Here is a 26,335-nt window from a genome sequence, read left to right on the forward strand (position 1 = left end):
TCCTTTCCTCTCAAGCGGACACGCCCGGCGCTTGCGCACGCCGGGCGGGTCCGGTTCGTTACTGGAACGCCTGTCAGCCGAGACGCGAGCCGAGGTCCTGGTCCGTGGAGGCGAACGCCTCACCGACCGAACGGACGTAGTTGCCGATGCCCTGCAAGCCCTGGTTCACCTGGTCGAACCCCTTGGCGAACTCGTCGAAGAACGGCTGGAACTTCTGCTGGGCCGCCGGGGTGCGATAGCCCTGCGCGAGCAGGTTCTGCACCTTGCCACGCACCTCGACCAGCTTGTCCTGAAGCTGGGAGAAGTCGTTGAGCAGCGCCGCCGAGGTCTGGGCCGTCTCTTCACTGTTGACCGCGAAATCGGGCATGGTGGTACTCCTTGATCTCTTGACCACCGCCGGCAGGCAGCCGGCGGACCCCTTACCTGCGGAACTTCCTGGTGATGCCGGTGTCGTCGGAGGCTGAGGCGTCCGTGGCCGCGTCGGCTGCACCCAACACGAAACCCGCCTTGACGGCCGCCTCGACAAGCGCGTCGGCCGGCGAATCCTCGGCTTCCTCCTTCTCGATGGCGGCCGATGTCGCATCGCTTGCCCCGCTGGCGACGATCCCCGTCACCGCCTCACCCGCGCGCTCCTCGACGGAGTCCTCGCGGGCCGACTCGTTGTCGGCCTTGCGAACGTCCGGTGCGTCCTCGCTCGTCGGGGGCGCGTCCGGCGGCTCCGTGAGGTGGTCCGATCCGTCATCGGCGTCCGGTCCCGGGCGGGCAGCGCTGGGACCGGCATCAGACGCGGATCCGGCATCGGCCGGCGTACGCGGCGGCGGGCCATCCGCGGCACCCACACCGGATGGGCTGGCGGCCGCCGGTGCGTCCGGATCCGCCTGCGCCGGACCGGCGCCCACCGGGCCTGGCTCCGGGTCGGTGACCGCCTCACGCTGATCCGTCCTGGGTGGCGCATCGGCCGAGTCACCGGCAGTCACCGGTCCCTGCGACGTCACTCCGCCGGCGGCCGGTCCACCTCCGGCGGGTGCCTGGGGCGCAGGTCCGCCGGTGCCCGAATTCGACGCCGTCGGGAAACCAGTCTCGGACCCGGAACCCTGCGTAGCCGGGCCCGACCCCGCCGGCGCACCCGACCCCGCCGACGCGCCCGACCCCACCGGCGCACCCGACCCCACCGGCGCACCCGACCCCACCGGCGCACCCGACCCCACCGGCGCACCCGACCCCACCGGCGCGCCCGACCCCACCGGCGCACCCGACCCCGCCGGCGGTGTCGGAGCAGTAGCAACGGTGGCCGGATCGGCAACGCCGGTGGAACCACCGGCCGCCGGTGCCTCACCGGCCAGCGGTGCGGAGGTTCCCTGTGGTGGAGCAGCGGGCGGTGCCGGGACGGTGCCGGCAGAGCCGTCGCCTCCTGGGGTCGGCGACGGTGCCGGGCTGGCCGGTGTGTCGGTGGACGTGGATCCGCCCGACGGCCCGTTGCCCACCGCGCCAGCGTCGACAGACACGTCGCCGGCGGGTGCCCCGTCACCACCACGGGCGGTGTTCGCCCCCGAAAAGCCGTCGGCGCCACCACCAGGGAGATCGAACTCGGTGCCGCCGGAGAAGCCCTTCCGGAAGCCGTCGACGGCTCCTCCGGCGGCGGCGCCCGCCGCCGCGCCGCCGAAGATCGAGGCGGCGTTGAATTCTGCGCCCTTGGCGTTTCCGAGCTTGTTGAGGCCGACGGTCGCGACCTCCTCCACCACACCCTTACCGAAGTCCGTGACGACCTGTTTGCCGAAGCCACCACCACGGCCACCGAACCGGAGCAGGCCACTGATCACGGTGTTGTTCCGGCCGAACTGGCCGAATGCCGCAGCTCCGCTGCCAACCGTCTTGACCAGGCCGGGCGCTACCGCTTTCGCCCCTCGCACGAACGGACCGAACAGCTTCGCTCCGGGCACGAGCGCCACCAGGCCCACCACGAGCGTGCCCAACTCGAAGTTCCCGTTCGCCGCCTGGACCGCCACCGTCACCACGAGGGCTACCGCGGCGAGCACGATGCCGACCACCGGCAGCAGCACCCCGACGACGGCGATCGCGATGTCGATGATCAGGCGGAGGATCGGGTTGTTCCTGAAGAAGTCGCCGATGCGCTGGAAGAAGTTGCGCCGTGGCGGTGGCTTGATGGCCTTCGAGGCGGCGTCGTCGAGCGCCCGATTGCATCGCGCGGACGCGGCCTCCCGCAGTCGGCGGGCGTCGGCGGCCAGCCGTTGCGCGGCCGAGAGCTGGTCCCGTGCGCCGGCGATCTGGTCTGCCGACGCCCTCGCCGCCGACGCCTGCTCCGGTGTGGCGTCGACGGCGACCCGCGGCGCGGCAAGCCGTACCACCTGCACGGCCTCGGTCGCCTGATCCATCGCGGTGTCGATGCGGGTCTGCTGCTCGCGCAGCGCCCGGCTGTAGCTGCGGTAGGCCTGGGCCGCCGTGTCGAAGGAGTCGACCGCCTGCTGCAACTTGCGCGGCAGGCTGTCGAGCATGTCCCGCAGCTTCTCCATCGATTCGCCGCGCGCTCTCGACAACGATCCGCCCCGACCGAGGACGCGCACGCCGGTCTGGGCGTCGTCGCGGATCTCCTCGTAGAAGCGGGCCAGCTGGTCGATCTGATCCGGATCTCCGGGGGTCGGATCCCGCTCCATGCCGAGGATGCCGAATCCGGAGGTGTGCCGCCGGCTCATGAAGGGCTTCCCGATCCGGACGAAGCCGCCGACACCAGCTCGGCCCGCAATGCCCGGACGGCATAGTGAGCCCGGGACTTGACTGTTCCCGGCGGTATGCCGATGGATCTCGCGGCCTCGGTCACCGTACTGCGACGGTAGTAGAGCTCGAAGATCACGTCACGGTGCTCCGCGGTCAGCCGGCGTAGCGCCGGCATGAGACAGGCAGCGGTCACGACGGCATCGGCATGGTCAGGAACCGGCTGCTGGATGCTGTCCCAGATCTCAGCGCCCACCGGCTGCGACCGTCGTCCCCGCAGCTGGTCCACGGCGGCGTTGTGCGCGACCGTGTACAGCCAACTCCTGATCGAGCCCTCCCGGCCGACCAACCTCTGCCGGTGACGCCACGCCCGCAGCAGGGTCTCCTGATAGACGTCCTCGGCGATCGTCTGGTTGCGGGTCAGACGGAGCAGGTACGCGCGAACGGACGCGCCGTTCTGTGCCACCAGGTCGGTGTAGACCTGCTCGGCCGTCGCTGACTGAGCCGGGGCACGCCCGACGTCCGGTGACCGACGTCCGCCCCGGCCCACCGTGTCACAGCTGTTCCGGACGGTCTCTCCGGATCTCTTTCGCCAGGCACGTCGGCCCTGTCCCTGCAGACCGCCCTGACCCATGCCAACGGCATCGGCGGTGCTATGACCCGTGGTCACTGCGGCAGCTCTCCCTCTGCTCCGGGGCCGCCGGTGCGGACCCGGTTCAGAGCCTGCGGGAAGAGCCGCGCCGAACCTTCTCGATTGTCTGAGGACTTTCTGAGGACACCGGAAGGATGCCGCCGATTGCGAAACTGCTTCAATTGCGTCAGCGTCGGCAATCAGGGCTCTTGACGCATCGGGCAACCATGCGTGCCGGCCAGGCGACACCACGTGCCCGATCGGTGGGCCGGGCCGCCACCGATGTCGGCTCGACGTCGACACGTCCTGGACGGAGGTGAGGAATGGCCAGCACACCGCTGTCCCTGCCGCAGCCGTCCGCGCGGGCGCCCGAGTTCGGCCGGGACGCCCTCATCGTCTGCGAGAACCTGGTGCGGATCTACCAGACCGGTTCGATCGAGGTGCAGGCCCTGCAGGGACTGGACCTGGCTGTGGCCGGCGGTGAGCTGGTCGCGGTCGTCGGCGCCTCCGGGTCGGGCAAGTCGACGCTGCTGTCCATCCTGGCTGGCATCGACGCCCCCACCGCCGGGCGGGTCCGGGTCGACCGGTGGAACCTGCTGGCGATGTCCCGCGCGGATCGGGTGGACTACCGGCGGCACACCGTCGGGTTCGTCCGGCAGCAGACGGCGAGCAACCTGATCCCCTACCTGACCGCACGGGAGATGGTGGACCTGCCGATGACGGCGGCCCGTACCGCGAAGCGGGAGCGCCGGGAGCGCGCCGCCGAGTTGCTGGACAGCCTCGGTGTCGCCGACTGCGCCGACCGGCGCCCCGGGCAACTGTCCGGAGGGCAGCAGATGCGGGTCGCGATCGCGGTGGCGCTGGCCAACCAGCCGCGGATCCTGCTCGCCGACGAGCCGACCGGCGAGTTGGACGCCGCCACGTCCGCGGAGGTCTTCGGCGTCCTGCGGGAGGTCAACCGGCGGTACGGCGTCACAGTTGTGGTGGTGACCCACGACCCGGCGGTCAGCGGCCAGGTCGAACGGACCGTCGCGATCCGGGACGGACGCACCAGCAGCGAGGTGCTGCGCCGCACCACCACCAACGCGCAGGGCGACACGCACGTGATCGCCGAGGAGTACGCCGTGATGGACCGGGCCGGGCGGGTGCAGGTGCCCCGCGACTTCCGTCAGGCGCTGGCGCTGACCCGACGGGTCCGGCTGGCCCTGGAACCCGACCACATCACGATCCGCCCCGACTCAGGAGCCGGCAAATGAACTCAGGAGCCGGCAAATGAGCAGTGGGCCGCTGCTGCGGGTACGCGGCGTGCACCGGCGGTTCCGCACCGGGCCGACCGTCGTGCACGCCCTGCGCGGCGTGTCGTTCGACGTGGCCGCCGGTGCCATGGTGGCGCTCGTCGGCCGGTCCGGCTCGGGCAAGACCACCCTGCTCAACATTATCGGCGGCCTCGATCGCCCGGACACCGGCACCGTGCACGTCGACGGCACCGACGTCACCGCCCTCGACGAGGACGGCCTGTCCCGGTTGCGGCGCGAGAAGGTGTCGTACGTCTTCCAGAGCTTCGGATTGATCCCGGTGCTGTCGGCCGCGGAGAACGTCGCCGCCCCGCTGCGGCTGGGCCGCGTCGCCCCGGCCGAGCGTGAGCGCCGGGTCGAGTTGCTGCTGGAGCTGGTCGGCCTGGCCGAGCACGCCGGGCAGCGGCCGGCAGAGCTGTCCGGCGGCCAGCAGCAGCGGGTGGCGATCGCCCGCGCGCTGGCCGCCTCGCCCCGGCTCCTGATCGCCGACGAGCCCACCGGGCAGCTGGACGCCGAGACCGGCCTGTCGGTGATGGCCCTGCTGCGCGGAGTGGTCGAATCCGAGGGCGTCACCGCACTCGTGTCCACCCACGATCCGGTGATGATGGCACTGGCCGACCGGGTGATCCGCATCGACGACGGGCAGCTCAGCGACGAGACAGCCGGACAAGCCGAACCCGGGCCGGAGGCCAGGTGACGCGCCGATGCTGAGGCTGGTCAGCCGGCGCGCCCGCGCGCAGTGGCCGTTGCTGGCGGCCCTCGTCGGAATCGTCGCGGTCGGCGCGACCCTGCTGGGCACCTGCACCCTGCTGAGCACCCGCACCGCCGAGCGGGCGCTGGAGGTCGCCATGGCCCACGCCGATCCCGCCGACGTCGAGGTGACCGTCTACACCGGCACCGTCGAGGGCCGGGACACCCGGTCCGTGGCCGCCGACACCCGTACCGCGGTGGTCGCCGCGCTCGCCCCGTTCCCGGTGACCACCACCGCTCGGGCGTCGACGGTGCTACGGGCGCTGCCGCCCGCGCTCGCCCCGGGCACCACCGTGCCGGCGCAGGCGTACCTGTCGGGGCTGGACGACCTGCCGACCCGAGCAGAGCTGGTCACCGGGCGTTGGCCGCGCGAGCGTGGCGACACCGTGGTGCTTGAGTCCACCGCGCAACTGCTCGGCCTCACCCCCGGTAGCCGGGTGCGCCTCGGCGCCGAGTTGGCCCACGCGCCGGTACCGGCCATCGACGTGACTGTCGTCGGTGTGGTCCGCCCGCTGCCGGAGCGCGGCTGGGACCGCGACCCGCTGGCCGCGGCCGGCTCCGCCACCGGCCACCGCGACGGCCGCTTCCGGCAGCCGGTAAACGCCTACGGCCCGTTCCTCGTCGACCTCGCCGACCTGGTCACCACGGGCGCCACCGTCGACCGGATGGAGATCACCGCCCATCCGGACCTGTCCCAGGCCAACCGCCGCGACCTGGCGACCGTGGCTCGGGCCGTCCGCGGCGCCGACCGCCGGCTGGCCGGCACCCTCGGCGACCGCGTCCGGCTCGCCCGGGTCGCCTCCGACCTGCCGCTGACCCTGCGCTCCTTCGACGACCAGCGGCACGTCACCGCCGCCGTCGTACTCTCCGTCGCCGTCCTCGGCGGCGTCCTGGCCGCGACGGCACTCGTCCTCGCCGGCCGACTGACCGCAGGGGTACGCGCCGACGAGACCGCGCTGCGGTCCGCCCTCGGCACCAGCCGCGGCCAACTCGCCGCCACCGCGACGCTCGACGCCGTTGTCGTCGCGGCCGTCGCCGCCGCGCTCGCGATACCGGCCTCGTCGGCCGTGCACGCCGGCCTGACCCACCTGCCGCCGCTGGAGGGCGCCGGCCTGACCGCCCAGCCGGCCATCACCGGTGCCCAGGTCCTCGCGGTCGCCGGCGGCGCGCTGGTACTCGCCGCCGTCCTCACCGTCCTGGCGGTCCGGCCCGCCCCGGCGGCCGACGACCGCCGCACCCGCCGCGACCTGCTGACCCGGTCCGGCACCGACCTGCTGCTCGCGGTGTTCGCCGCCGCCGGGTGGTGGCAGCTGTACGCGCAGCCCACCGCCGCCGGCCCACGCGCCGACGCGGTCCGGGTGCTCGTGCCGGCGCTGCTACTCACCGCGGGCGCCGCCCTGGCGCTGCGGGTGGTGCTGCCCGCCCTGCGCGGCGTCGACCGGCTGGCGTACCGAGCCCGTGGGCTGGCGCTTCCGCTGGCGGTCGCCGAGGCCGCCCGCCGGCCCCAGGCGCTCGCCGCCGGGCTGCTCGTCGGGCTGGCCAGCGCGGCCGGAACCTTCGGCCTCGCCTTCGACACCACCTGGCACCAGTCGCAGCGCGACCAGGCCGCGCTCTCCGTCGGCACCGACCTGGCACTCGCCCTCAGCACGGCACCGGCGGCCGGAGAGGGCGCGGTCGTCGGCGCAGCCACCGGGGGGACGGTGAGTCCAGCCCTCGACCGAGGTACCGCGGTCGGTCAGTGGCTCGGCACCGCCGGCGACGCGCCGCGCCTGGTCGCCGTCGACACCAGCCGCGCCGACGCGCTGCTGCGCGGGCGGCTCGACCGCGACCGCAGGTGGACAGAGGTGGCAGCGATGCTCGCCCCACCGACCCGCGTCACCGGCCTCGCCATTCCGGCTGGTGCCCGGCTCGTGCTGACCGGAACCGCGACCGGAGACACCCCCCTCGCCGTGACGCCCCGGCTGCTGCTGCAGGACGCCGCCGGCCTGCGCACACCCTGTACCGGTCCCGCCGTGCCACTCGACGGCCGGGCGCACCCGTTGCCCGAATGCGCGACCGCCGACGGACTGCGCCTCGTCGCGGTGTCCCTGCCGGTCGAGGCCGGGCCGGATGCCGGGTACGGCGTCGGTGGCCGCGCCGCCATTGCCGTCACCCTCACCGTGCCGCCCGCCGGATCGGCGGAGGGATCGGACTGGACCGCCACGTCGGTGTCGCAGGTGCCCAGCACGGTGCGCGACCCGACCGTCGTGCTCTCGGCCACGCCGACGGGGACCGCGTTGTGGATGGCGGCGACCGTCGACCTCGGCAGCGTCGCGTACGCCGCCCCCAACCTCGTCGCCACCGCCTTCCCGGCCCCCGGCCCGGTGCCCGTCGCCGTCTCCGCCCGCTTCGCCAGCGAGGTCGGTGCCGACACCGGCAGCCAGCTCAGCGTCACGGTCGGCACCACGCCCGTCCCGATCGTCGTCACCGAGGTGGTGCCGACCGTGCCGTCCGCACCCGGTGCCGTGGCCGTCCTGGCCGACCTGGACCTGCTGTCCCGCGCCCGCGCAGTCACCGGCGACCTGTCGTTCCCGGTCGACGCCTGGTGGGTCGGCAACCCGGCCGGAACCGGCGCCGCCGAACGGGCCGCCGCCCTGCACCTGGGCACCGTCACGACCCGCGAGGCGGAGACCGCCCGGCTCACCGGCGGCCCGCTGAACGCCGGGCTGCCGGCCGCGCTGCGGCTCGTCGTGCCGGCCGCGGCCCTGCTGCTGCTCGCCGGCGTCGTCCTGCACGTCACCTGCGACCTACAGGCCCGCGCCGTCGAGGTGGCGCGGCTACGCGGCGTGGGGATGTCCCGGCGCGGCATCCGGGCCGTGCTGCTCGGCCAACACGCCGGCGTTCTGCTGCCCCTGCTCGCGGCGGGCGCGGCCGTCGGTGCGCTCGCCACCCGCGTCGTCGCTCCCCTGCTCGTACGCTCCGACTCCGGCGCCGCGCCCGTGCCGGCCGCCCAACCACACTGGCCGTGGCCGGCCGAGGCCGCGCTGCTGGCCGTCCTGCTGGCCGGATCCCTGCTGGCGGTCGCCGTGGTGGTGGTCGTCCAGGTTCGCCGGGCCGACGCCGCGCACCTGCGGGTGGCGCCGTGAACCGGTGGCTGACCCGCCGCTGGCCGGCACCGCACTGGCCCAGCGTCCGCGCCCGTGGCCGCGCCGACGCGGGACCGTTGCTGCTCACCGCCGCCGTCATCGCGGCCGTCGCGCTGCTCGCCGGGGCCGTGCCGGCGTTGCTCCGTGCCGCCGCCGACGACGCCGTACAGGACACGGTCCGCCGCGCCGGAAACGACTCGAACGTCCTCGTCCATGCCAACTGGGAACGCGACGACGGCCCGACCGGCGGACGGATCCGGATACCCCGCCTCGCCGAGGATGTCGACGACTTCCGCGCCCGGGCGACGTACGCGCTCGGGACCGACCTGGACGCCGCGCTGCTTCCGCCCATCGCCGTCGTCAACAGCCCGAGTCTCAACATCGTCGACGGCGATCAGCCGCGTACCCTCCAGGTCACCTACCTGGCGGATGACCTTGGCGGCCCGGACGTGACCTGGATCGCCGGCAACGCGCCCGGCACCGCCGTCCCCGGGCGGTCAATCGAGATCCCCTTCAACGGACCGCCCTGGCCGATGCAGGTCGGCCTCTCCGAGGCGGACGCCGCCGCCCTCAACCTCGGTCCCGGCGACCGAATCCCGGTCCAGGACGGCCAGCGCCGCGACAAGGATGTCCGGATCAGTGGAATCTACCGCCCCGTGGACAGCGCCGACCCCGCCTGGCAACTCGCCCCGGCACTACTGCGGCCCGTGCCCGGCGCCGACGGTGTGGGCACCACCCGGTTCGCCGGACTGCTGTCGCGCGAGTCGCTGCCGGACGCCCGGCTCGCCTTCGACGAGGATCAACTGCGGCGCACCGTCCACTTCGCCCCCGAACCCGACGCGCTCGCCTGGGACGCCACCGCGACGCTCGCCCGGCGGGTGGTCACGCTCAAGGCAACCTCCGGCTCGTCAGGCGCCCGGGACCAGTCCCTGAAATGGGCATCACAGCTCGACACCGTCCTGCGCGACGCCCGTACCCAGATCGGGGCCGCCTCGGCACAGGCCGCCGTCCTGCTCGCCGGGGTGCTGACCGGCACGGTACTGGTCCTGCTGCTCGCCGCCGATCTGCTGGTCCGCCGCCGTACCGTGGTGCTGAGCGCCGCCCGGCAGCGTGGGGCGGCGCTACCCGACCTCGGTGCGGAACTGCTCATCGAGTCAGCCCTGGTGTCCTTCTCGGCCAGCGCCGTCGGGCTCGCGCTCGCCCGCGCGGTCGCTCCGGGTGTCTCCTGGACCTGGGCCGTTCCCGTGGTCCTGGCCGGTGCCGTCGCCGGGCCGGCGTTCGGCACCCTCGCCGCCGCCCGGGCCAGCCGCGACCGGCACCAACCCGCCAATCCGGCCGCGCGCCGCTGGATCCTGGCCACCGGCCGGCTGCGCCGCGCCGCCGTGGAGGCCACGGTGCTGATCGCCGCGGTCGCCGCCGTCGTCACCCTGCACCAGCGCGGGCTGCTGCCCGTCGCCGCCGACGGCGACGCCGCTGAGTTGACCGGCGACCTGGTGCTGCCGGTCAGCGCCGTCGCCCTGGGTGTGCTCGCCGGCACGCTGGTCCTGCTGCGGCTGCTACCCGTCGGAGTCCGGCTCGCGCTCCGACAGGCCCTGCGCTCGCGCCGCCCGCTTGCCGTGTTCGGCGCCGCCCGGGCGGCTACCACGGCCGGACGCGCGCTGCCGTTGCTGGCACTTGTCAGCGCCACGGCGCTCGCGTCGTTCGCGCTTGTCGTCGGCACCACCGTCGACCGTGGCCTGACCGACGGCGCGTGGAGCATTGTCGGCGCCGACGCCCGCCTCGACGTCGACACCGATGCCGAGGCCGCGACGCCCGCGCTCGCCGAGCACATCACCACCATGCCCGGGGTCGAGCAGGTCGTCGCCGCGCAGGTGACCGACTCGGCGCGCGTCTTCACCGAGTCGGCACTGCTCACCCCACGCCTGGTCGTCGTGGACGCCGCCGCCTTCCAGCGCCTGCTGGCCACCACCCCGCTGCCCGACGCGCCGGCGCTGGCCCGGCTCGCGGCACCCGGTCCCGCGCCCCTGGACGTCCCGGCGCTGGTCCGTTCGAGCGACGGCGAGCTGCGGACCGGTATGCGGCTGCAGTTGGCCCGGGACGACGCCCCGGCGATCCGTCTCGCCGCGGTCGGTACCGCTCCCGCCGTCGGCGGTGCCGGCGACCTCGTCATCGTGGACGCCGCAGCTCTCGCCGACGCGGGGCTGGCCGCCGTTCCCAACACCGTCTGGGTGACCGGCCCCGGCGCGGCGCGGGCCGTGTCCAACAGCGGCACCGCCGCCGACGTGGTGCTGCGCGCGGACGTCCAGCGGGCGCAACGAGTGGCTCCGCTGACCGCCGGGATCCTCCGGCTGGCGTGGACGGCCGCCGCGGTGTTGCTGGCGCTGGGGCTGCTCGGCCTCACGCTCGCCACCGCCGCCGGTGCGTCGGAACGATGGCAGACCCTGACCCGACTGCGGACCCTCGGCCTGCGGCCACGTGACGCCCGCTGGGTCGCCGCCGGTGAACTGCTGCCGCCGGTCGTGGTCGCCGCGTTCTGCGGCCCGCTACTCGGGGCCCTGCTCGCTCGGCTGACCCTCGGCCCGCTCGAGCTACGGCTGCTGACCGGTCAGGCCGCCGACCCGGCGGCGGCCCTGCCGTGGTGGCTGCTCGGCCTGGTGAGCATGGCGCTGCTGGCAACGACCGCCGCGGTCGTACCTGTCGAGTCGGCGCTGCGGCGCCGTGACCGGCTGAGCGAGGTGCTCCGCGTCGGAGGGACCAACGACCTCAGGTGAAGGTGCGACCCGGCCCGAGATCCTGGATCACATCCTGGCCGGCGGCGGCCGAGGCACGGCCGCCGCCGGCACCCGTCCGCTACCCGGTGTACTTGCCGTTGCGGGTGTCACCCGAGGTGGCGTCGTAGAGCACCTTGCGGTAGCGGTGCACCGAGCCCTTCTTCACCTTCTGCCAGTGCCACAACGGCACCGCCTGGTCGTGGTGCTTCTTGTACGAACCCGCCTGCTTGTAGTAGATCCGGTGGCGGGCGTGGCCACCGCAGTTGGCCAGGTAGCTGTGCGAGTACCTGGCCATGCCGCCGAAGTCGGACGAGTAGTAGGTCCGCTGCGGATGCGACACCGAGTCCGGTTGGGGGTAACCGGGCAGTTCGGCCCAGTGGTAGGAGTTCCAGTACAGGTCCCAGCAGGTCGACACCGCCGTCGTGGCCGCACCGACCGGCGACGGTACGGCGAGGTTCTCCGCGACCACCGGTGAGGCCACGATGGTGCGGTCACTCAGTTCCGGTGGAGTCGGCGTGCCCGGCCGTGGCTCCGACAACAACTCGCGCGGCACCGGCGTGTCCTTCGGGGTGATGCTCAGGTACGCCGCCAGCATGCTGGACGCGTCGTCGCGGACCAGCGGAGCGTTGCGGTCGATCTGGCCGTCCTCCCGCAGGCCCCAGTCGCCGGACTCCTCGTCCTGGGCGAACGTGACCCGTACCCCGTTGCGGTAGGTCAGCCGGGCCACCTCGATCTCCCGGTCCGCCGGCTCCTCGGCGTGCGCCCCGGGTTGCGGGTCAGTGGCGGCAGCCGGCGTGGCCGAAGCGGTCACCGCCACCACGGTCGGCAGGACGACAAGCACGGCGAGCACCGCACGGCCCGACAGCAGACTCCTCATGGCACCTCCTCGTTGTGCGTTGATCGGTACGCGGACCGGACGGCCCGCTGCGGCACCCATGCTCGGAGGCGGGGTTCACAGCGCCGTCAAGGTGACGTCAATCGGTGCTGTCGCAACGGCGACGCTGACGTACCCACAATGTCCCGGCAGGCGCCAAATGGAGGTGGACCAGTCTCACCGGAAGGTGTCGGATGGGCGGGCAAGGTCGGCTGCAGCAGCACAGGTGCACCCTCGTCGTGGCCGCCGCCGGCTACGGCAAGACCAGCGCGGTACGGGCCCGGCTGCGCGACCGGGCGGTGCACTGGTTCGACGGCGCGGACGCCGGCCCGCTGGTCGCCGACTGCCCCCAGCGGCTCGCCGACCTCGGTGCCCGGTGTGTGCAAGACCCGTCCGGCCGTGATCCGGTCTGGCTTGTCCTCGACGACGTGCCTCAGCTCTCCCACCGCCAGCTACGCGCTCTCGTGGACACCGTGGACGCGCTGCCGCACCGACTCCGGGTCGCGGTGCTGACCCGACATCCCCCGGCGATGCTCCGGCACCCGACGGGGATGCCGGCCGAACTCGGCCCGGCCGACCTGGCGCTCACCACCGAACAGGTGGCGGCCGTCCTCGTCGCGGACCACGGCACGGCCGACCCGACGCTCGCCGCACGGGTGCACGCCGCCACGGCCGGCTGGCCGGTGCTGGTCGCGCTGGCAGCGAAGTCGGCCGGGGTCAGCGGCGTCGACCTCGACGACCTGGCCGGGCCGGGTACCGCGGTGGAGTCCTACCTGATGCGGGAGGTGCTCGCCGGCCTGCCGGCCGAGGCTGACCGGCTGCTGCGGGACGCCGCTCACCTCGACCCTGTCCTACCCGACCTGTGTCGGCACCTCGGGCACCGGCGGGCCTGCCATCTGCTGACCTGGCTGACCCGCGCCGGCATCGTCGCGCCGGCGGCCGTCGGCGGGCAGGAATACCGTGTGGTCCCGGTCGTCGCCGACGTCGTCCGACGCTGTCTGCCGCTGACCGTAGCGCGGCGCACCCAGCTGTACGCACGTTCGGCCACGTGGTACGCCGACGGTGGACATCTCGTGCCGGCGCTGCGGTCGTACGGTCGCTGTGGTGCCGTCGAGGCCACCGTCCGGCTGCTCGCCGAGCACGGCGCGACGATGCTCGCCTCGGGTGGGGCCGCGACCATCGACGAAGCCTGCCGGTCACTGCCCGGGTGGGCGCTCACGCCGTCGCTGCGGCTGCTGCACGGAGAGGCCCTGCAGATCCGGGGCGACTTCGACGCCGCTCTCGCCGCGTACGACATGCTCGCCGCGCGGCAGTCACGGTTGGTCGCAGCGCTCGCCTGGCGGTACGGGCTCGTGCACTACCTGCGCGGCGAGCCGGACCGCGCCCTCGACATCTTCCGGCGTGGCCGACTCGATCCGCTCCCGACCACCGACAACGTGCGCCTGCTCGCCTGGACCGCGGCGGCGTACTGGACCACCGGAGATGCCACCGCCTGCCGGGATCACGCCCGCCGGGCCTTGACAGCGGCGGTCGCGGTCGGTGGCGACGACGCGCTCGCCGCCGCGCACGCGGCGCTGGCGTTGGCGGCGAAACTGACTGGGGACCGCTGCGCCGCGGACGAGCACCACGAGAAGGCGCTGCGATCCGCCGAGGCGGCCCGCGACACCGTGCAGGTGACCCGGATCCGCGCCAATCGCGCCTCGGCGCTCGTGGGCGAGAGCCGCTACGCCGAGGCGCTGGCCCAGCTGCGGCCGGCGGTGGAACTGGCCGAGTCCAACGGTTACGCGGCGATGCTCGCGCTGACTCTGTGCAACGAGGGCACCGCGTACTTCCATCTCGGACAACCGGCACAGGCTCTCGCCTGCTACGAGCGGGCCGTGCCGATCCTGCAGCGGATGGGGTCGCACAAGGTCGCGTACGCCCTGGTGGGAATCGGTGAGGTCCACGCCCTGCGGGGCCGCGGGAGCCTGGCGCGAGCGGCCTTCGAAGAGGCGCTGCGGGCCAGCGAGCCGGTCAACGATCTCCAGGCTCTGGTGCCGGCCCTCGCCGGGCTCGCCCGGGTGCTGGCCGCTGAGGACGGTGCCACGGCGATCACCATGGCGCAACGGGCGGTGGCCCTGGAACGCGGACCCGATTCCGCGGCCGCCCGGCTGGCCCTCGGCTGGGTGGCACTGGAGACGGGCGACCGGGATCGGGCGGTCAAGGTCGCGTCGACGGCCGCCGAGGCTGCCCGTCGGCACCGTGACCACGCCGCGCTGGCCGAGGCGCTGGAACTCCGCGGTGCCGCCACCACCGATCTCGACGATACGCGCCGGGCCTGGCGGGAGGCGGCGGTGATCCTGCGGGACATCCAGGCACAGGTGGCGGCGGACCGGCTGGCGGTGCTGCTCGGTCGGCTGCCCAGGACAGGGCCGCAGGAGCGTGCCGCCGGTCACCTGGCCGCCGCGCGGCTGACTGCGGTCGGCGTACCTCCGCCGGGCGTCGGCGGCCGGCACCATGCCGCCCGGGTCCGCATCCGCACCCTCGGCGGATTCGAGCTGCGGGTGAACGGGGAGCCGGTGCCGGCCACGGCGTGGCAGTCACGCAAGGCGCAGGATCTGCTGCGGATCCTCGCCGCTCGACGCGGCCGACCGGTGCCGCGCGAGCAACTCGGCGAGTTGCTCTGGCCCGACCAGGATCCGGGCCGGGTCAGCCACCGGCTGTCCGTGGCCCTGTCCACCCTCCGCTCGGTGCTCGATCCCGACCGTCGCGCACCGACGGACCACTTCGTCGTCGCGGCGCACGCCAGCCTGACCCTCGATCTCGGTCACGTGGAACTCGACATCGAGCAGTTCGTGACCGATGCCGCGCACGGGCTCCGGCTCGTCGAACAGGGAGCGGTCGAGGACGCCCGTACGGTGCTGCTGCTCACCGAACAGCTCTACCGGGGTGATTTCCTGGAGGACACCGCGTACGAGGACTGGGCGACGCCGACCCGGGACGAGGCGCGTCGCGTCTACCTCCGGGTGGTGCGCACCCTGGCATCGCTGGCGCGGCAGCGGTGTCAGCTCGACGAGACCGTGCGGCTGCTCAGCCGCGCCCTGGAGGTGGAGCCCCACGACGAGCGGGTGCACGGTGAGTTCGTCGGTACGTTGGTGGCAGCAGGTCGGCACGGTGAGGCCGACCTGGCGTACCGGCGCTACGCCGACGCGATGTCCGCCATCGGGGTGCGCCCGCGCACTCGCGGCCAGTTGGACGGCGTGCCGCTGCGACCGTGACCTCGGGCCGCATGATCGTTGTGCGGGCCGACGGCTCGCGGGTTCGTGACCCGGTCGGCCGACGATATCGTGGTGTCACGATGCGCCTGGTGCCGGACATACAGAAGACGTGAGCTCTGAGGACCGGTTCCGGCGCGTCTACGCCGGCAACTTCGAAGCGCTTCTCGCGTACGCCGCACGTCGGGTGCAGCAACCGGAGGACGCCGCCGACGTGGTCGCGGAAACCTTCCTGGTGGCGTGGCGGCGCAGCGCAGACCTGCCCTCCGACGATGAGATCCGGCTCTGGCTGTACGGAGTGGCCCGCCGGGTGTTGGCGAACCACCACCGCAGCGGGATCCGCCGAGAGCGGCTGGGCGAGCGGCTCCGGCAGTGCCTGGCCGCGGTCGCCACACCCGATCCCGGCAACGAGGTGCCGCAGCGACTCGCGGTGCAGGCCGCGCTGCGCCGACTGAACGACACGGACCGGGAGATGGTGCTGCTCGTCGCGTGGGAGGGCCTGCAGCCCCGGGAGGCGGCGCAGGTGGTCGGGGTGAGCGCGACCGCGGCCCGGACCCGCCTGTCGCGAGCGCGGGCCCGGCTGCGCGAACTCGTCGGTGACGACCCTGACGCGCCCGGACATGTACTCGATGTCCTGGCCGTACCCGTCCCGGAGGAGGGCAGATGACCGACGAGCACCTCGACCGCCTGGTCCGCGACGTCGACCCCTATCGACCTGAGATCATCCGGCGCCTCGCCGGGGCGGATGAGCAACTCCTGGAGGAGATCATGTCCACCCCGAAGCTCGACTCGGTGCCGGCGAGACCGGTACGCCGTACCCTCGTCCGTCGACTCGCCGGCCCCGTGGCCGCCGCGGCGGCCGTGGCCGGTGTCGTCGCCGCCACGGTCTGGTCCACACCGCCCGACGACCGGTACGCCGGACCGACCGGCCTGCCCAGCGTGGGCACCGCCGCGATCAGCGGATGGGAACTCGACCTGAAGGCCGCGCAGGCGCACCCGCGCCTGCTGATCGACGAGCCGGGCTGGAACGCGACAAGCGTCTACGGGTTCGCCGAGGAGACCGGCACCATCGAATTCCGCAACGGCGACCGCAGCCTCCAGATGAACTGGTACCCGGACGAGCAGTACCAGGACTACTACGACGACCGGCTGCACGTCAGCAGACCGGAGGCGACCACCGTGGCGGACCGACCGGCAAGCATCTTCACCTACCGCGAGAACGACATGTCGGCAATGCTCAGGCCGCAGGACGGCACCTTCGTCGAGCTGCGCACCGGGGGCAACTGGACGCGGCCTACCTTCGACGGGATCCTCACCCTCGTGATCAAGGTGGACGCCGAGGCGTTCCTCGATGCGCTGCCTCCGGAGATCGTCACGCCGGGCGACGTCCGGGAGGAAGCCGCCAGGATTCTCGCCGACCTGCCGTCCCCGCCGGGCTTCGACGTGTCGGTACTGGACAACGCCGGGGCCAACGACCCGTACCAGTTCGGCGCCGCAGTGGCCGGCAGGGTCACCTGCGACTGGATCGCCGAGTGGATCCGGGCCGACTCCGCCGGCGACGAACAAGCGGTCAAGCAGGCAGCAGCCGCGTTGCGCAGCAGCCACCAGTGGCAGGTGCTGCACGACATGAACGACGAGGGCGACTACCCGGAGGTCGTCTGGGAAATCGCCGACCAGGTCGCCGACGGCGACGTTCCCAGCTGGTACGAGGAGGGCCTGGGCTGCTGACGCCGCCACCAGCAGCGGCTCGGCAACCGAGCCTCGACCGACTGCGTGCCCCGGCCGCCTGGTTCCGCCACGGCGTACCTGCCTGACCCACTAACGTCCGTGCAGCGCCCTGCCGGTCGTGGCCCCCTTGCCGATCAGCTGGCCAGCTTCTCGAAGCCGGGGCTTCGGTCGACAGCGGAACCGGCATCCACATCGCGCCAGGTCCGCCGTCACTGCGGGGCGGCGTTCTCCGCCTCCCTGAGCACGGCCAGGCTCAGCCATGAGGTGAACTGCTGGTCGATGACGTGGCGTACGCGCAACGCATTCAGCACTGCCTGCGGCTGGGTGACCTGCCACACCCTGACGTCGAAGCACGGCAGCCCGTCGTCGTTGAAGTGCTGTTGCGGCAGGAACGGCAACGCCCGCCAGGCGATGCCGGCGTTGCGCAACTGGTCGACCTCCATGAAGGTGCACAGGTTGGCCAGCAGGGTGGGCAACGGCACTGCCCGACCACCGCCGTAGGTGGTGCGCAGGTTCCGCAACGTGCTCAGCTCGTTGCCGCCGATGGTGACCTCACCCCGGTCGAACTCGGCCCACCATAAGGCGTCGTACGCGCCGATGTACCCCTGGAACAGGGCAGCCGTACCGTCGGTGGCCCGCTCCAGGACGAACTCGTGGATGGCGTCGTTCACCACATTGATCAGTACCGGATTCGGATAGTTTGCCTGGACCAGCTGGGTCAGCTTCGCGGCGCCGTTGGTGCCGTACAGCCCCTTCTCCTCGGCCACCAGCTCCACCTGGCCGCCGAGGTCCTGGACACGGCCGATGAGGTACTTGGCGGTGGGGCCACAGGCGCCGAAGAAGTTGCGGAACTGAGAACGGCTGAACGTCGTGTGCACCGGGTCATACCAGGCAAGCACGCTCTCCGGACGCCGGATCACGCGGTGCGCGGTCAACTGCTGTGGGTATGCGGTGCCCGGCACCCAACCCTGCAACGCAGTGGCCACCTCGCTCCAGTCGGCAAACCGCCAGCGTTCGGCCACCGTGTCCGCGGCCAGCGCGGCGAATCCGGGGCTGCCCAACCACGCCGCGCCCTGGACCAGCGCCTGGTACACCTCGGCCTGCTGCAGGTCGAGCAGGGCGGAGTACTCGACGACCGCCTGGCCCCGGCCGATGCGCACCGTGCCAGGCTTCTCCGCGCCGGACGGAGCAGCGTAGTTCAGCGCGACTGCGCCGGGCGTCGCGGCCAATCCGCCGACCCACTTCGCTTGCAGCAGCACTGCCAGCGCCTTGACCAGCGCGTCGGCGTCGACGAACTTCCACAGCTTCGTCGAGCTGCCGAACAGCAGCGCCGGTATTCCGGCTGACACAGCCTGCACCGCAGCGGCGTGCTGGGGCAGGTTCTTCTCCCGGTAGACGAGCGAGCCGACCTGTACCGTCACGTTGTCCCTCCTCCGTCAGCGCTCACAAGAGCTGCCGGAGAACACGATGGGCCACAGCATCGTGCCGATGCAGTCACCAGGGCGACACGCTGAGCAACCATCGGCCATCCGTCAGCTATCGCTCGTCGGACCAGTTCCTCGGTCACCGACGACCCCGGGGTGAACGCCTGAGATCGTCGATCCGGCGACCTCCCGACCTCACGATCATTTCCGGAGCATTTCCGGAAGTTGTTGACAGTGCGGCGGGACGGTATCGAGACTGACCGTTCGGGGACATGTATATACGTCGATAGACGACGTCCAGCACCAAGGAGGTCCCGTGAACAGCGACCTGCGGCACCGTAGAAAGGTTGCTCGAACAGCTTTGCCGACGGCGGTGCTGTTGCTGCTGGGCGGCGCTGTGGTGGTTCAGTCCAGCGCTCCGGCCGCGGCCGCCGAGACCACGCTGCGGGCCGCAGCCGCCAACGCCGGGTTGTTCTTCGGCGTCGCCGCCTCGCCCAACCGGCTCTACCCGATCGTCGGGCAGGAGTTCAGCCAACTGACGCCCGAGAACGACATGAAGCCGGACCGGATCGCCACCTCCAGCGGCGGGCTGCAGAACACCAGCGGCGCGGACACCCTGGTCAACCACGCCCAGAGCAACAACATGCTGGTCCGTGGCCACACGCTGGTCTGGCACTCGCAGGCCGGGGCGTTGCAGGGTGCCAGCCAGGCGACACTGAACACCTTCATCGGCAACGCCATCAACCGCTGGGGCAGCAGGATCGCGTACTGGGACGTGGTCAACGAGGCGTTGGAGGACAACAACACCGGCCGGCGCCGCAACCAGTGGCCGCACAGCATGAACCGGGACGCCAACGGCGACGGTGACTTCTTCGACGCCGGTGACACCGATGTCATCCGGGACTCGTTCATCCGGGCCAAGCAGGTCGTCCAGGCGGGCGGACTGACCACCAAGCTGTGCATCAACGACTACGACGTCGATGGCCTGACGGTCCAGGGTGGCACCCCGAACCGCAAGGCCAACGCGCTGTACGACATCGTCCGCAACTACCGGCAGTACATCGACTGCGTCGGGTTCCAGGCGCACTTCAACGACAACCCGAACAGCATCATCACCGACGATCTACAGGCCAACATCCAGCGCTTCGCCGACCTCGGCGTCGAGGTGCACATCACCGAGCTGGACATCGACGACGACCTGAGCAACAACGACATCGGAGCGGGCCAGGCGGAGAACTACCGCAAGGTCGTCCGGGCCTGCCTCAACGTCGAGCGGTGCACCGGCATCACCGTCTGGGGCATCTCCGACAGCGAGTCGTGGCGCTCCTCGGAACGGGGCCTGCTGTTCACCGGCGGCAACGGGAGCTACCAGAAGAAGGCCGCCTACCACGCGGTCCTCGACGAGCTGAACAAGGGCCGCAACCCCACACCCCCGTCGACCACGCCGCCGGTGACGCCGTCCGTCCCGCCGACCACGCCACCGGTCGACCCGACCACTCCCCCGCCGCCGACCACCCCGCCCCCGCCGACCACCGGGTGCTCCGCGACGGTCTCGCTGAACTCCTGGACCGGTGGCTTCGTCGCCACGGTGCGGGTCACCGCCGGTGCCGCGCCGATCAGCGGATGGAGCGTCCAACTCACCCTGCCCTCCGGAGCCAGCGTCACCAACGCCTGGAACGCCAACCGCTCCGGCAGCAGCGGCACCGTGCAGTTCAGCAACGTCAGCTACAACGGCTCGGTGAACGCCGGCCAGACCACCGAGTTCGGCTTCCAGGGCGTCGGGACCGCCACCGGCCTTGCTGCCCCGGTGTGCACCGCCGCCTGAGTACCAGCTGTCCTGGGCGGCCGTCATGGGGTACGACCGTGCCGCCCGGGCAGCTGTTGCGGAGGTTCGCTGCCGTATCGGCGACGTGCCGGTGGGCTTGTGGGGCTGGAGCCAGGTGGCCCGCGTTCAGTCGCTGACTCTGCCTCGGGACTGGTACCCCAGGTCCTGGTACTCGGGGTGCCGGGCGATCCACCCGCGAAGAGCTCAGCTCAGCCCAGCTGATCCGCCACCTCCAGCGCCGCCCGGTAGCCCACGTGCTGCACCACGATGTCCACGTCGAGTGCGGACTGCACCGCCCGGGCGACGTCCTCCCGGACCTTCGCGAGTGCCTTGGTGCCCAGGTCGGTCAGCCAGGCACGCAGCAGCAGCAGGCGAAGTTCCGAGGCGGCCAGTTCGGCCGCCTCCAGGCGACCTGCCTGCTCGGCCCGGGCCGTCAGGCGCTCGGCGAGCAGGGTCGGCGCGTCGAGTTCGCGGCCGATGAGGCACAGCACCAGCCGGTGCTGTTCCATCCGTGCGGCCAACGCGTCGGCAACCAGCACCACGCCCGCCGACGCCCAGTGCCGTACCACCGGATTGTGCCGGCTCACCACCGCCATCAGCGGGCTCAGCTCGTGCCCGTCGGCTTGGCGGCGCAGTTCGAGCAGGTAGCTGGCGGTGAGTGCCTGAAGCCGGCGTTGCGCACGCTGCACCTGGTTGAGGGCGGCCACCCGTCGCACCCCGCCGGACAGTGGACGCAGGGACTGCAGCGCGCGCTTGGGCGAGTCCTCGAACGCGTCCACCACGTCCTGCTCCAGTTCGGTGCGCTCCTCGGCGGTGAGCGCCTCGCCAGCGAGGAACTCGGCGAACGCGACCGTCTCCGCCAGGTGGCCACGGGTCAACCGGTATCCCCGGGAGGCCGCGACGACCGTGGCCGCCACCGCGGGGTCGATCGACACGTCGCCACGCGGGAAGCCGCTCGACTGCTCCAGCCAGTGCTCGGTGGCCAGCGGCGTACCGGCCCACCGGCGAGCGGCGTCACCGCGGGCCTGCTCGGCGTCGAACAACGGTGTGGCGGCACCTGCGGGCGCGGCGCTGACCTGTATGGACATGGTGACCTCCGAAGCTGGTGACGCGGAATGTGCCGGACCGGGCGGCCCGCACAACCCACATTCGCCGGCCAGCCGCGTCGCGGTTCCCCGACCCGGCTGGGGAACCGGTCCGCACCGTCACGGCGAACCCTGGCTGTCGCGAGCCTCGCCAAGGGACGCGCGTTGGGGGAAGGAGCCGGACGATGGCGTACGTCGGTATCGACAGTCAGGGCGCGCGGGGGTTGGGCGGGGTGCTCCGCGACACCGCAACCCGCGCGGAGGCGGTGCGGCGTCAGGTGGTCGGCGCGCTCAACCTCGCCGAGTTGACCAGCCAGGCGCCCCTGCAACTCGCCCTCGTCCAGGACGGGTTCGCCACCCTGGGTGCCGGGGTCATCGACAAGGCCGACCTCGCCGAGCAGTTCGCGATCGATCCCCAGAGGTTAGCCACCAGCCTCGGCGCGACCACCGCCGAACTCGGCAGTGTGCTCGGCGCGCTGCTCGGCTTCGCCGGCCCACGGGATCTGCGGGCCGTCCTCGTCGGCCTCGCCCCGGCCGGCAAGGACGCAGCGCTGGACGCGGCACTCGCTCGCCTGTCGCCGGTGCTGGTGCCGGCGCTGCTGGCCGGGCAGCGACCCGACCTCCCCGCCGAACTGCTGCCCGACCTACGAGTGCTGGCCCTCGCGCTGGGCATCGAACACGTCGGACCACCGGTGTCGCAGGTGGACGGGGAGCAGACCGGCGGTGGCTTCCTCGGCCTGTTCCGGCGCCGGGCCGAGCAACGCACCACCGAGGTGTTCTGGCAGGACTTCTGGTCCGACGGACGGTCCGTCGACGACGTGCTGGCCGACCCGCAGCGACTGCTGGACTGGGTCGCCGGCACCGTCGACCTGGACCACCGCCTCGCCCGCGCGGCAGATCTCCCGCGACTGGGCGACGTGCTGGCCACGCACGACTTCGCCACCGCCGAGAGCGCACCGGCAGAGCTGGCCGCGAAGATCGCCGCCGCCGAGGTCGAGTTCGCGGCGATCGCCGACTGGCTGCCCGCCCACCTCGTGGGCCGGGACACCACCGCGCCCGATGACACTCAACTCGGGCAGACGCTGGCCTTCGCCGCCCGGGTCGGCTGGACCGACCCCAGTGCCACGGCGGCGACCCTGACGGCCCGGTTCGCGGCGGCGGTGGCGTTCCTGCGCGCCAACCGGATGGTGCAGAGCGCGCTGCTGCCCACCGGGTTCGAGGGCGACACCGACCCGACGGCGTTCTTCAACGAGGCGGGCATCGACGTCGTCCTGCGGTTCGGCCGCGCGGCAGGGGCCATCGACGAGTCGTACACGGTCGGCCTGGCCGGGCTCGTGGACCAGGCGATGACCGCCGCCGGGGTTGATCTGAGCAGCGCGACACCCGTCGAGCTGACCGAACCGATCCAGCAGCGGCTCTTCGCGCTCGTCGCGAGTCAGATCCCCCGCTCGATGGCCGAGTCGCCGGCTGTCCAGGCGCAGTTCGTGGGGGCGTTGAGCTACCTGCGGGGCGCGACCGACGGGCCGCAGTTGCGCGAGCGCATCAACCGGGTCGTCGCGGCCTTCCGGTCCCTGGCCGTCGTCGGGGCTCCGGCGCTCACCGAACGCGAGCTGACCGCCGTGGTGGGCGCCAACGTGGTGGACGCGCTGGGCCGGGGTCGACTGCGGCTGCGCAGCCGGGACGCGGTCGAGCGCAGCCCCGAGTTCCTGATTCTCGCCCGCCAGTGGGGCATCCCCGGTAGCCGCAGTCAGGATCTCGGCAAGCACAAGCTCAACGTCACCTTCGACGACCTCGGGGTGCTGACCGACATCAGCCGGCGGAAAAAGAAGAAGAAGGGTTTCCTGTCCCGGATCTTCGACACCGTCAAGTCGATCGGCAAGGCCATCGTGACCGCCTGGAAGGACAACCCGTTCAAGGCGATCTTCCAGATCGGCAAGATCGCGCTCGGGGTCGCCAGTCTCGTCGTACCCGGTCTGCAGGCCGTCGGGATCGCCACCCTGGCGGTCAACGCGGTCGAGGCGGTGAGCCACGCCATCGACGGCAACTGGCTGGGCGCCATCGGTGCGGGACTGTCCGCCTTCACCGCCGGCGCCGACCTGCTGGGTGCGGCGGCCGGGGCGGCGAAGCTGGTCGGTCAGAGCACCATCGTGGGTGATCTCTTCGACGCCGGCAGCACCCTGGACGTGCTGCGCAACGCCAAGCGCGCCTTCGACATCGGTGCGTCGGTGTTCCAGGCGTCCCAGGCGAAGACGGTGGTCGGTGCGATAACCGCGGGGCTCGGCGCGGCCGGCAGCGTCCTGGGCAACGGCGGGCCGCTGCTGGCGAGCCTCGACCTGATCGACAGGAACCTGGCGCTCGACCTGGTGCGACTCGGTACGTCCGTCCGGGACGTCGCCCGACTCGTGACCCCGGCCGCCGGTGTGATCCAGGCTCTCGACCGAGGCGACGCGCTGGCCGCGTTCGGCAACGGACTCTCGGTGGTCTCCGCCGGGGCGGCGGCGCTGCTCAATCCCAGGGGCGTCCTCGGCGACCCGAAGACCGTCGCCGGAACGGCGTTCGACTTCGATGCCAGGACCCGGACCGACCTGGCCGACCTGGCCAAGGGCACCGGGGTCGCGGCGAACCTGGCGCAGGCCATCTCCGCGGTCGACGCGGGGCGTCCGTTCGCCGCCGGACAGGCACTTGCCCAGGCGCTGCGGATCGCCCGTACCTCGCCGCCGGACGGGCCGGACGCGGCCCTGGTCGCGCAGCGCGTCGCCGAGGTGGGCGTCGTGCTGGAAGGGGTGTTCCGGGGCGCCGACCCGAGGCTGGCCGCCCCCTTGGTCATGCAGCGGCTCAGCGACGTACTCGGTGCGCTGCGGCCGACCGGCGTACCCGGCAGTCCCGCCACCGGGCGCGAGTCGCTCGCCCTGTTCACCGGCGCAGCCACGACGTCCGCGGCGACCGCCACGTTCGACCCGCTCCCGGGATCGGCCGGCACGGCTCCGCCGAGCGGCCCCGCGGTGATCGGCACCCTGGCCGAAACGGCCGGGCAGAGCAACCTGCCGGGCGGGGCCGGAGCAGACGTCCTGGCGGGCGGGGCCGGGGCAAACGTCTTGGCGGGCGGGGCCGGGGCAGACACGCTCGGCGGCGAATTCGTCCTGGCACAGGCCACCGGCGGGCCGGGCGCCCGCCGGCCGACCATGACCCTGCCCGGCTCCGCGACACCTATACCGCTGCAACCGGGAATGCAGTTCATTCCGCCCGGTGCCACGGTCGTGGGGCCTGACGGCAGCGTGTACGGCGGCGACAGCGGATCGGTACCGGACTCGGCACGCGGCTCGATGAGCCTCCTCGGCGGGATGCGGTCGGCTCCCGGACAGCTCAAGGAACTCCCCGGCGGTTACCTGCTCTTCTTCCTCGACCGCTCCGAGGACATGCCGCAGAGCCGGCTGGACGACCCGGACGACACGGGCATCGCTGGCGGTGGGACTCGTCTCGCCGGTTTCGCCGGCGCGTCGCTGCTCGGCGGCCCCACCAGCGATCTGCTGCTTGGCGGGGCGTCCAGCGACCTGCGCCGCACCGGCGCCGCCGGCCCCCAGGACGAGTTGGGACGGATCGCCCTTCCCGACGGCCTCGGTCGCCACCCGGATTCGCCGTTCTACGTTCCGCTGCCGGCCGAGCCACCGTTGCATCCCATCGGGCAGTTGTTCCTGCCGCCGGCTGACGGGCCGTCCCACGTCTGGGCGGCGCCGCAGAACCCGGCGTTCGTCGCCAACCATGTCCTCGACGGCGGCGCGCGGACCAAGGAGTCCATCCTCAACATCGTGGGCTGGGGCGCCTCCGCCCAGGGGCCGCACCACGCGTCCGAGTCGGTCTACGTGGGTGTCCGCAACGGCGTGCTGCTGATCGACAACGACACGGCACCGGTGGACGGTCTCACCATCGGCGGCATGGCCGGATTCTCCTACCAGGGCGACCGCTACGGCCTGGTCACCTCGATTGCCGGCGAGGTGAATCTCGGTCCGATCCTGGACCTGCGGCTACCCACAGTTGCTCTCGACGGGATGGCAGCGGTGAACATCCCCTTCATCGGGGCCGTCGGGTTCCGGGCCAACGGCGACGGGTTCCGGCTCGCCGAGCAGAGCGACTTCGCCGAAGGCCTGGCTACCGGCGGGGGCGCACTGGTCAGCGTCAAGTACCCGGTCGGCGGCGATCTCGCGGTGGAGCGCATCGCCGAACTCGCCGAGGTGTCCACGGCGGACGTGCTCGTCGCACAACAGGCACCGCCGGGCAGCCTGCTGGCGTTCGACGTACGCGACGAGTTCCGGTCACCGTTCGACCCCACGTTCGCGGGCCGGCCCGGTCTCCCGGCCCCGGACATCGGGCCTGCCGCCGCCCGCGACCTCGATGGCGGCCTGCCTGACGGCTTCTCCGTCGATCCGGGCGATGCGTACGCGCCACCGCCTGACGACCTGTACCGCTACGGCAGCCTGGGGTCAACGGAGCTGGTCAGCTGGGACGACGTAGCCGAGCACGAGCTGCCCGACCTCTACCACACCGCCTACGACACCATGATCGGCCTCGGGGCACCCGAGGGCACCACCGTCGACTTCGGACTCGACGACGACTTCTGGGCCCAGACGCAGCTCTCAGCGGCCTACGACGACGGTACGCCGCCGCTGCTGGGATCGGCGCTCGACACGTCGACCTGGGATCCCCAACTGGAGTCGTTGCCCGGGATCGACATCAGCTACGACGAGTTCACGCCGCTCGACCTGGAGGCCGACGGCGGCTGGTCGGACTGGTGAGCGAGGGAACCGAAACGGTACCCGGCAGCGAATGCAGACGACCGAGGCGACAC

Annotated in this window: 15 protein-coding genes; 9 read left to right on the top strand and 6 right to left on the bottom strand. The window is 72.5% G+C overall.

Annotated elements, in window-relative coordinates:
• Positions 1 to 73: 73 nt before the first annotated feature.
• From KBX00_RS05535 to KBX00_RS05545, 3 genes are read right to left on the bottom strand one after another with little or no spacing between them, the layout of a single operon-like run.
• Entirely contained in the window at positions 74 to 367 is a 294-nt protein-coding gene (locus KBX00_RS05535) for a WXG100 family type VII secretion target (protein ID WP_093402533.1), read from the bottom strand.
• Positions 368 to 419: 52 nt separating this feature from the next.
• Positions 420 to 2,711 (bottom strand): hypothetical protein, encoded by a 2,292-nt coding sequence (locus KBX00_RS05540; protein ID WP_210823912.1) that lies wholly within the window; start codon positions 2,709 to 2,711, stop codon positions 420 to 422.
• Positions 2,708 to 3,196 (bottom strand): sigma-70 family RNA polymerase sigma factor, encoded by a 489-nt coding sequence (locus KBX00_RS05545; protein ID WP_307868125.1) that lies wholly within the window; start codon positions 3,194 to 3,196, stop codon positions 2,708 to 2,710. The genes KBX00_RS05540 and KBX00_RS05545 overlap by 4 nt, the downstream gene beginning before the upstream one ends.
• Before the next feature lie 488 nt (positions 3,197 to 3,684).
• Here KBX00_RS05545 and KBX00_RS05550 point away from each other — a divergent pair, with 488 nt between their 5' ends.
• The 4 genes from KBX00_RS05550 to KBX00_RS05565 are packed head-to-tail and all read left to right on the top strand — an operon-like array spanning position 3,685 to position 11,302.
• On the top strand, positions 3,685 to 4,617 hold the full coding sequence (locus tag KBX00_RS05550; protein WP_210823914.1) for an ABC transporter ATP-binding protein: 933 nt from the start codon (positions 3,685 to 3,687) through the stop codon (positions 4,615 to 4,617).
• 16 nt (positions 4,618 to 4,633) lie between these two features.
• Entirely contained in the window at positions 4,634 to 5,353 is a 720-nt protein-coding gene (locus KBX00_RS05555; RefSeq protein ID WP_210823916.1) for an ABC transporter ATP-binding protein, read from the top strand.
• A gap of 7 nt (positions 5,354 to 5,360) precedes the next feature.
• Positions 5,361 to 8,531 (top strand): FtsX-like permease family protein, encoded by a 3,171-nt coding sequence (locus tag KBX00_RS05560; RefSeq protein ID WP_210823917.1) that lies wholly within the window; start codon positions 5,361 to 5,363, stop codon positions 8,529 to 8,531.
• Complete coding sequence (locus tag KBX00_RS05565; RefSeq protein ID WP_210823918.1) at positions 8,528 to 11,302, top strand: ABC transporter permease; 2,775 nt, start codon at positions 8,528 to 8,530, stop codon at positions 11,300 to 11,302. Before KBX00_RS05560 ends, KBX00_RS05565 begins: the two co-directional genes overlap by 4 nt.
• Positions 11,303 to 11,381: 79 nt before the next feature.
• Here KBX00_RS05565 and KBX00_RS05570 read toward each other — a convergent pair whose 3' ends face one another.
• Positions 11,382 to 12,179 carry a hypothetical protein gene (locus KBX00_RS05570; RefSeq protein ID WP_210823919.1) on the bottom strand — a complete coding sequence of 266 codons (798 nt, stop codon included), beginning with the start codon at positions 12,177 to 12,179 and terminating at the stop codon, positions 11,382 to 11,384.
• A gap of 191 nt (positions 12,180 to 12,370) precedes the next feature.
• On the opposite strand from KBX00_RS05570, the gene KBX00_RS05575 reads away from it, so the two are divergent.
• From KBX00_RS05575 to KBX00_RS05585, 3 genes are all read left to right on the top strand, one after another.
• Positions 12,371 to 15,433 carry a tetratricopeptide repeat protein gene (locus tag KBX00_RS05575; protein WP_210823920.1) on the top strand — a complete coding sequence of 1,021 codons (3,063 nt, stop codon included), beginning with the start codon at positions 12,371 to 12,373 and terminating at the stop codon, positions 15,431 to 15,433.
• A gap of 109 nt (positions 15,434 to 15,542) precedes the next feature.
• A complete protein-coding gene (locus tag KBX00_RS05580; RefSeq protein WP_210823921.1) occupies positions 15,543 to 16,097 on the top strand; it encodes an RNA polymerase sigma factor in 555 nt (184 codons plus the stop codon).
• Complete coding sequence (locus tag KBX00_RS05585) at positions 16,094 to 17,158, top strand: hypothetical protein (RefSeq protein ID WP_210823923.1); 1,065 nt, start codon at positions 16,094 to 16,096, stop codon at positions 17,156 to 17,158. The genes KBX00_RS05580 and KBX00_RS05585 overlap by 4 nt, the downstream gene beginning before the upstream one ends.
• Before the next feature lie 209 nt (positions 17,159 to 17,367).
• Here KBX00_RS05585 and KBX00_RS05590 read toward each other — a convergent pair whose 3' ends face one another.
• The gene (locus KBX00_RS05590; protein WP_210823925.1) at positions 17,368 to 18,579 is read right to left on the bottom strand and encodes a hypothetical protein; all 1,212 of its coding nucleotides are present in this window, start codon (positions 18,577 to 18,579) and stop codon (positions 17,368 to 17,370) included.
• Between the two features lie 319 nt (positions 18,580 to 18,898).
• On the opposite strand from KBX00_RS05590, the gene KBX00_RS05595 reads away from it, so the two are divergent.
• The gene (locus KBX00_RS05595) at positions 18,899 to 20,407 is read left to right on the top strand and encodes an endo-1,4-beta-xylanase (protein WP_210823927.1); all 1,509 of its coding nucleotides are present in this window, start codon (positions 18,899 to 18,901) and stop codon (positions 20,405 to 20,407) included.
• A gap of 209 nt (positions 20,408 to 20,616) precedes the next feature.
• On the opposite strand, the gene KBX00_RS05600 is transcribed toward KBX00_RS05595, so the two are convergent.
• The gene (locus KBX00_RS05600; protein WP_210823929.1) at positions 20,617 to 21,495 is read right to left on the bottom strand and encodes a hypothetical protein; all 879 of its coding nucleotides are present in this window, start codon (positions 21,493 to 21,495) and stop codon (positions 20,617 to 20,619) included.
• Between the two features lie 182 nt (positions 21,496 to 21,677).
• Between KBX00_RS05600 and KBX00_RS05605 the strand changes: the two genes are divergently transcribed.
• Positions 21,678 to 26,282 (top strand): hypothetical protein, encoded by a 4,605-nt coding sequence (locus KBX00_RS05605; protein WP_210823930.1) that lies wholly within the window; start codon positions 21,678 to 21,680, stop codon positions 26,280 to 26,282.
• The last annotated feature ends 53 nt before the right edge of the window (positions 26,283 to 26,335 follow it).

It is taken from the genome of Micromonospora sp. C95 (assembly GCF_018070465.1).
Classification (GTDB): Bacteria; Actinomycetota; Actinomycetes; order Mycobacteriales; family Micromonosporaceae; genus Micromonospora.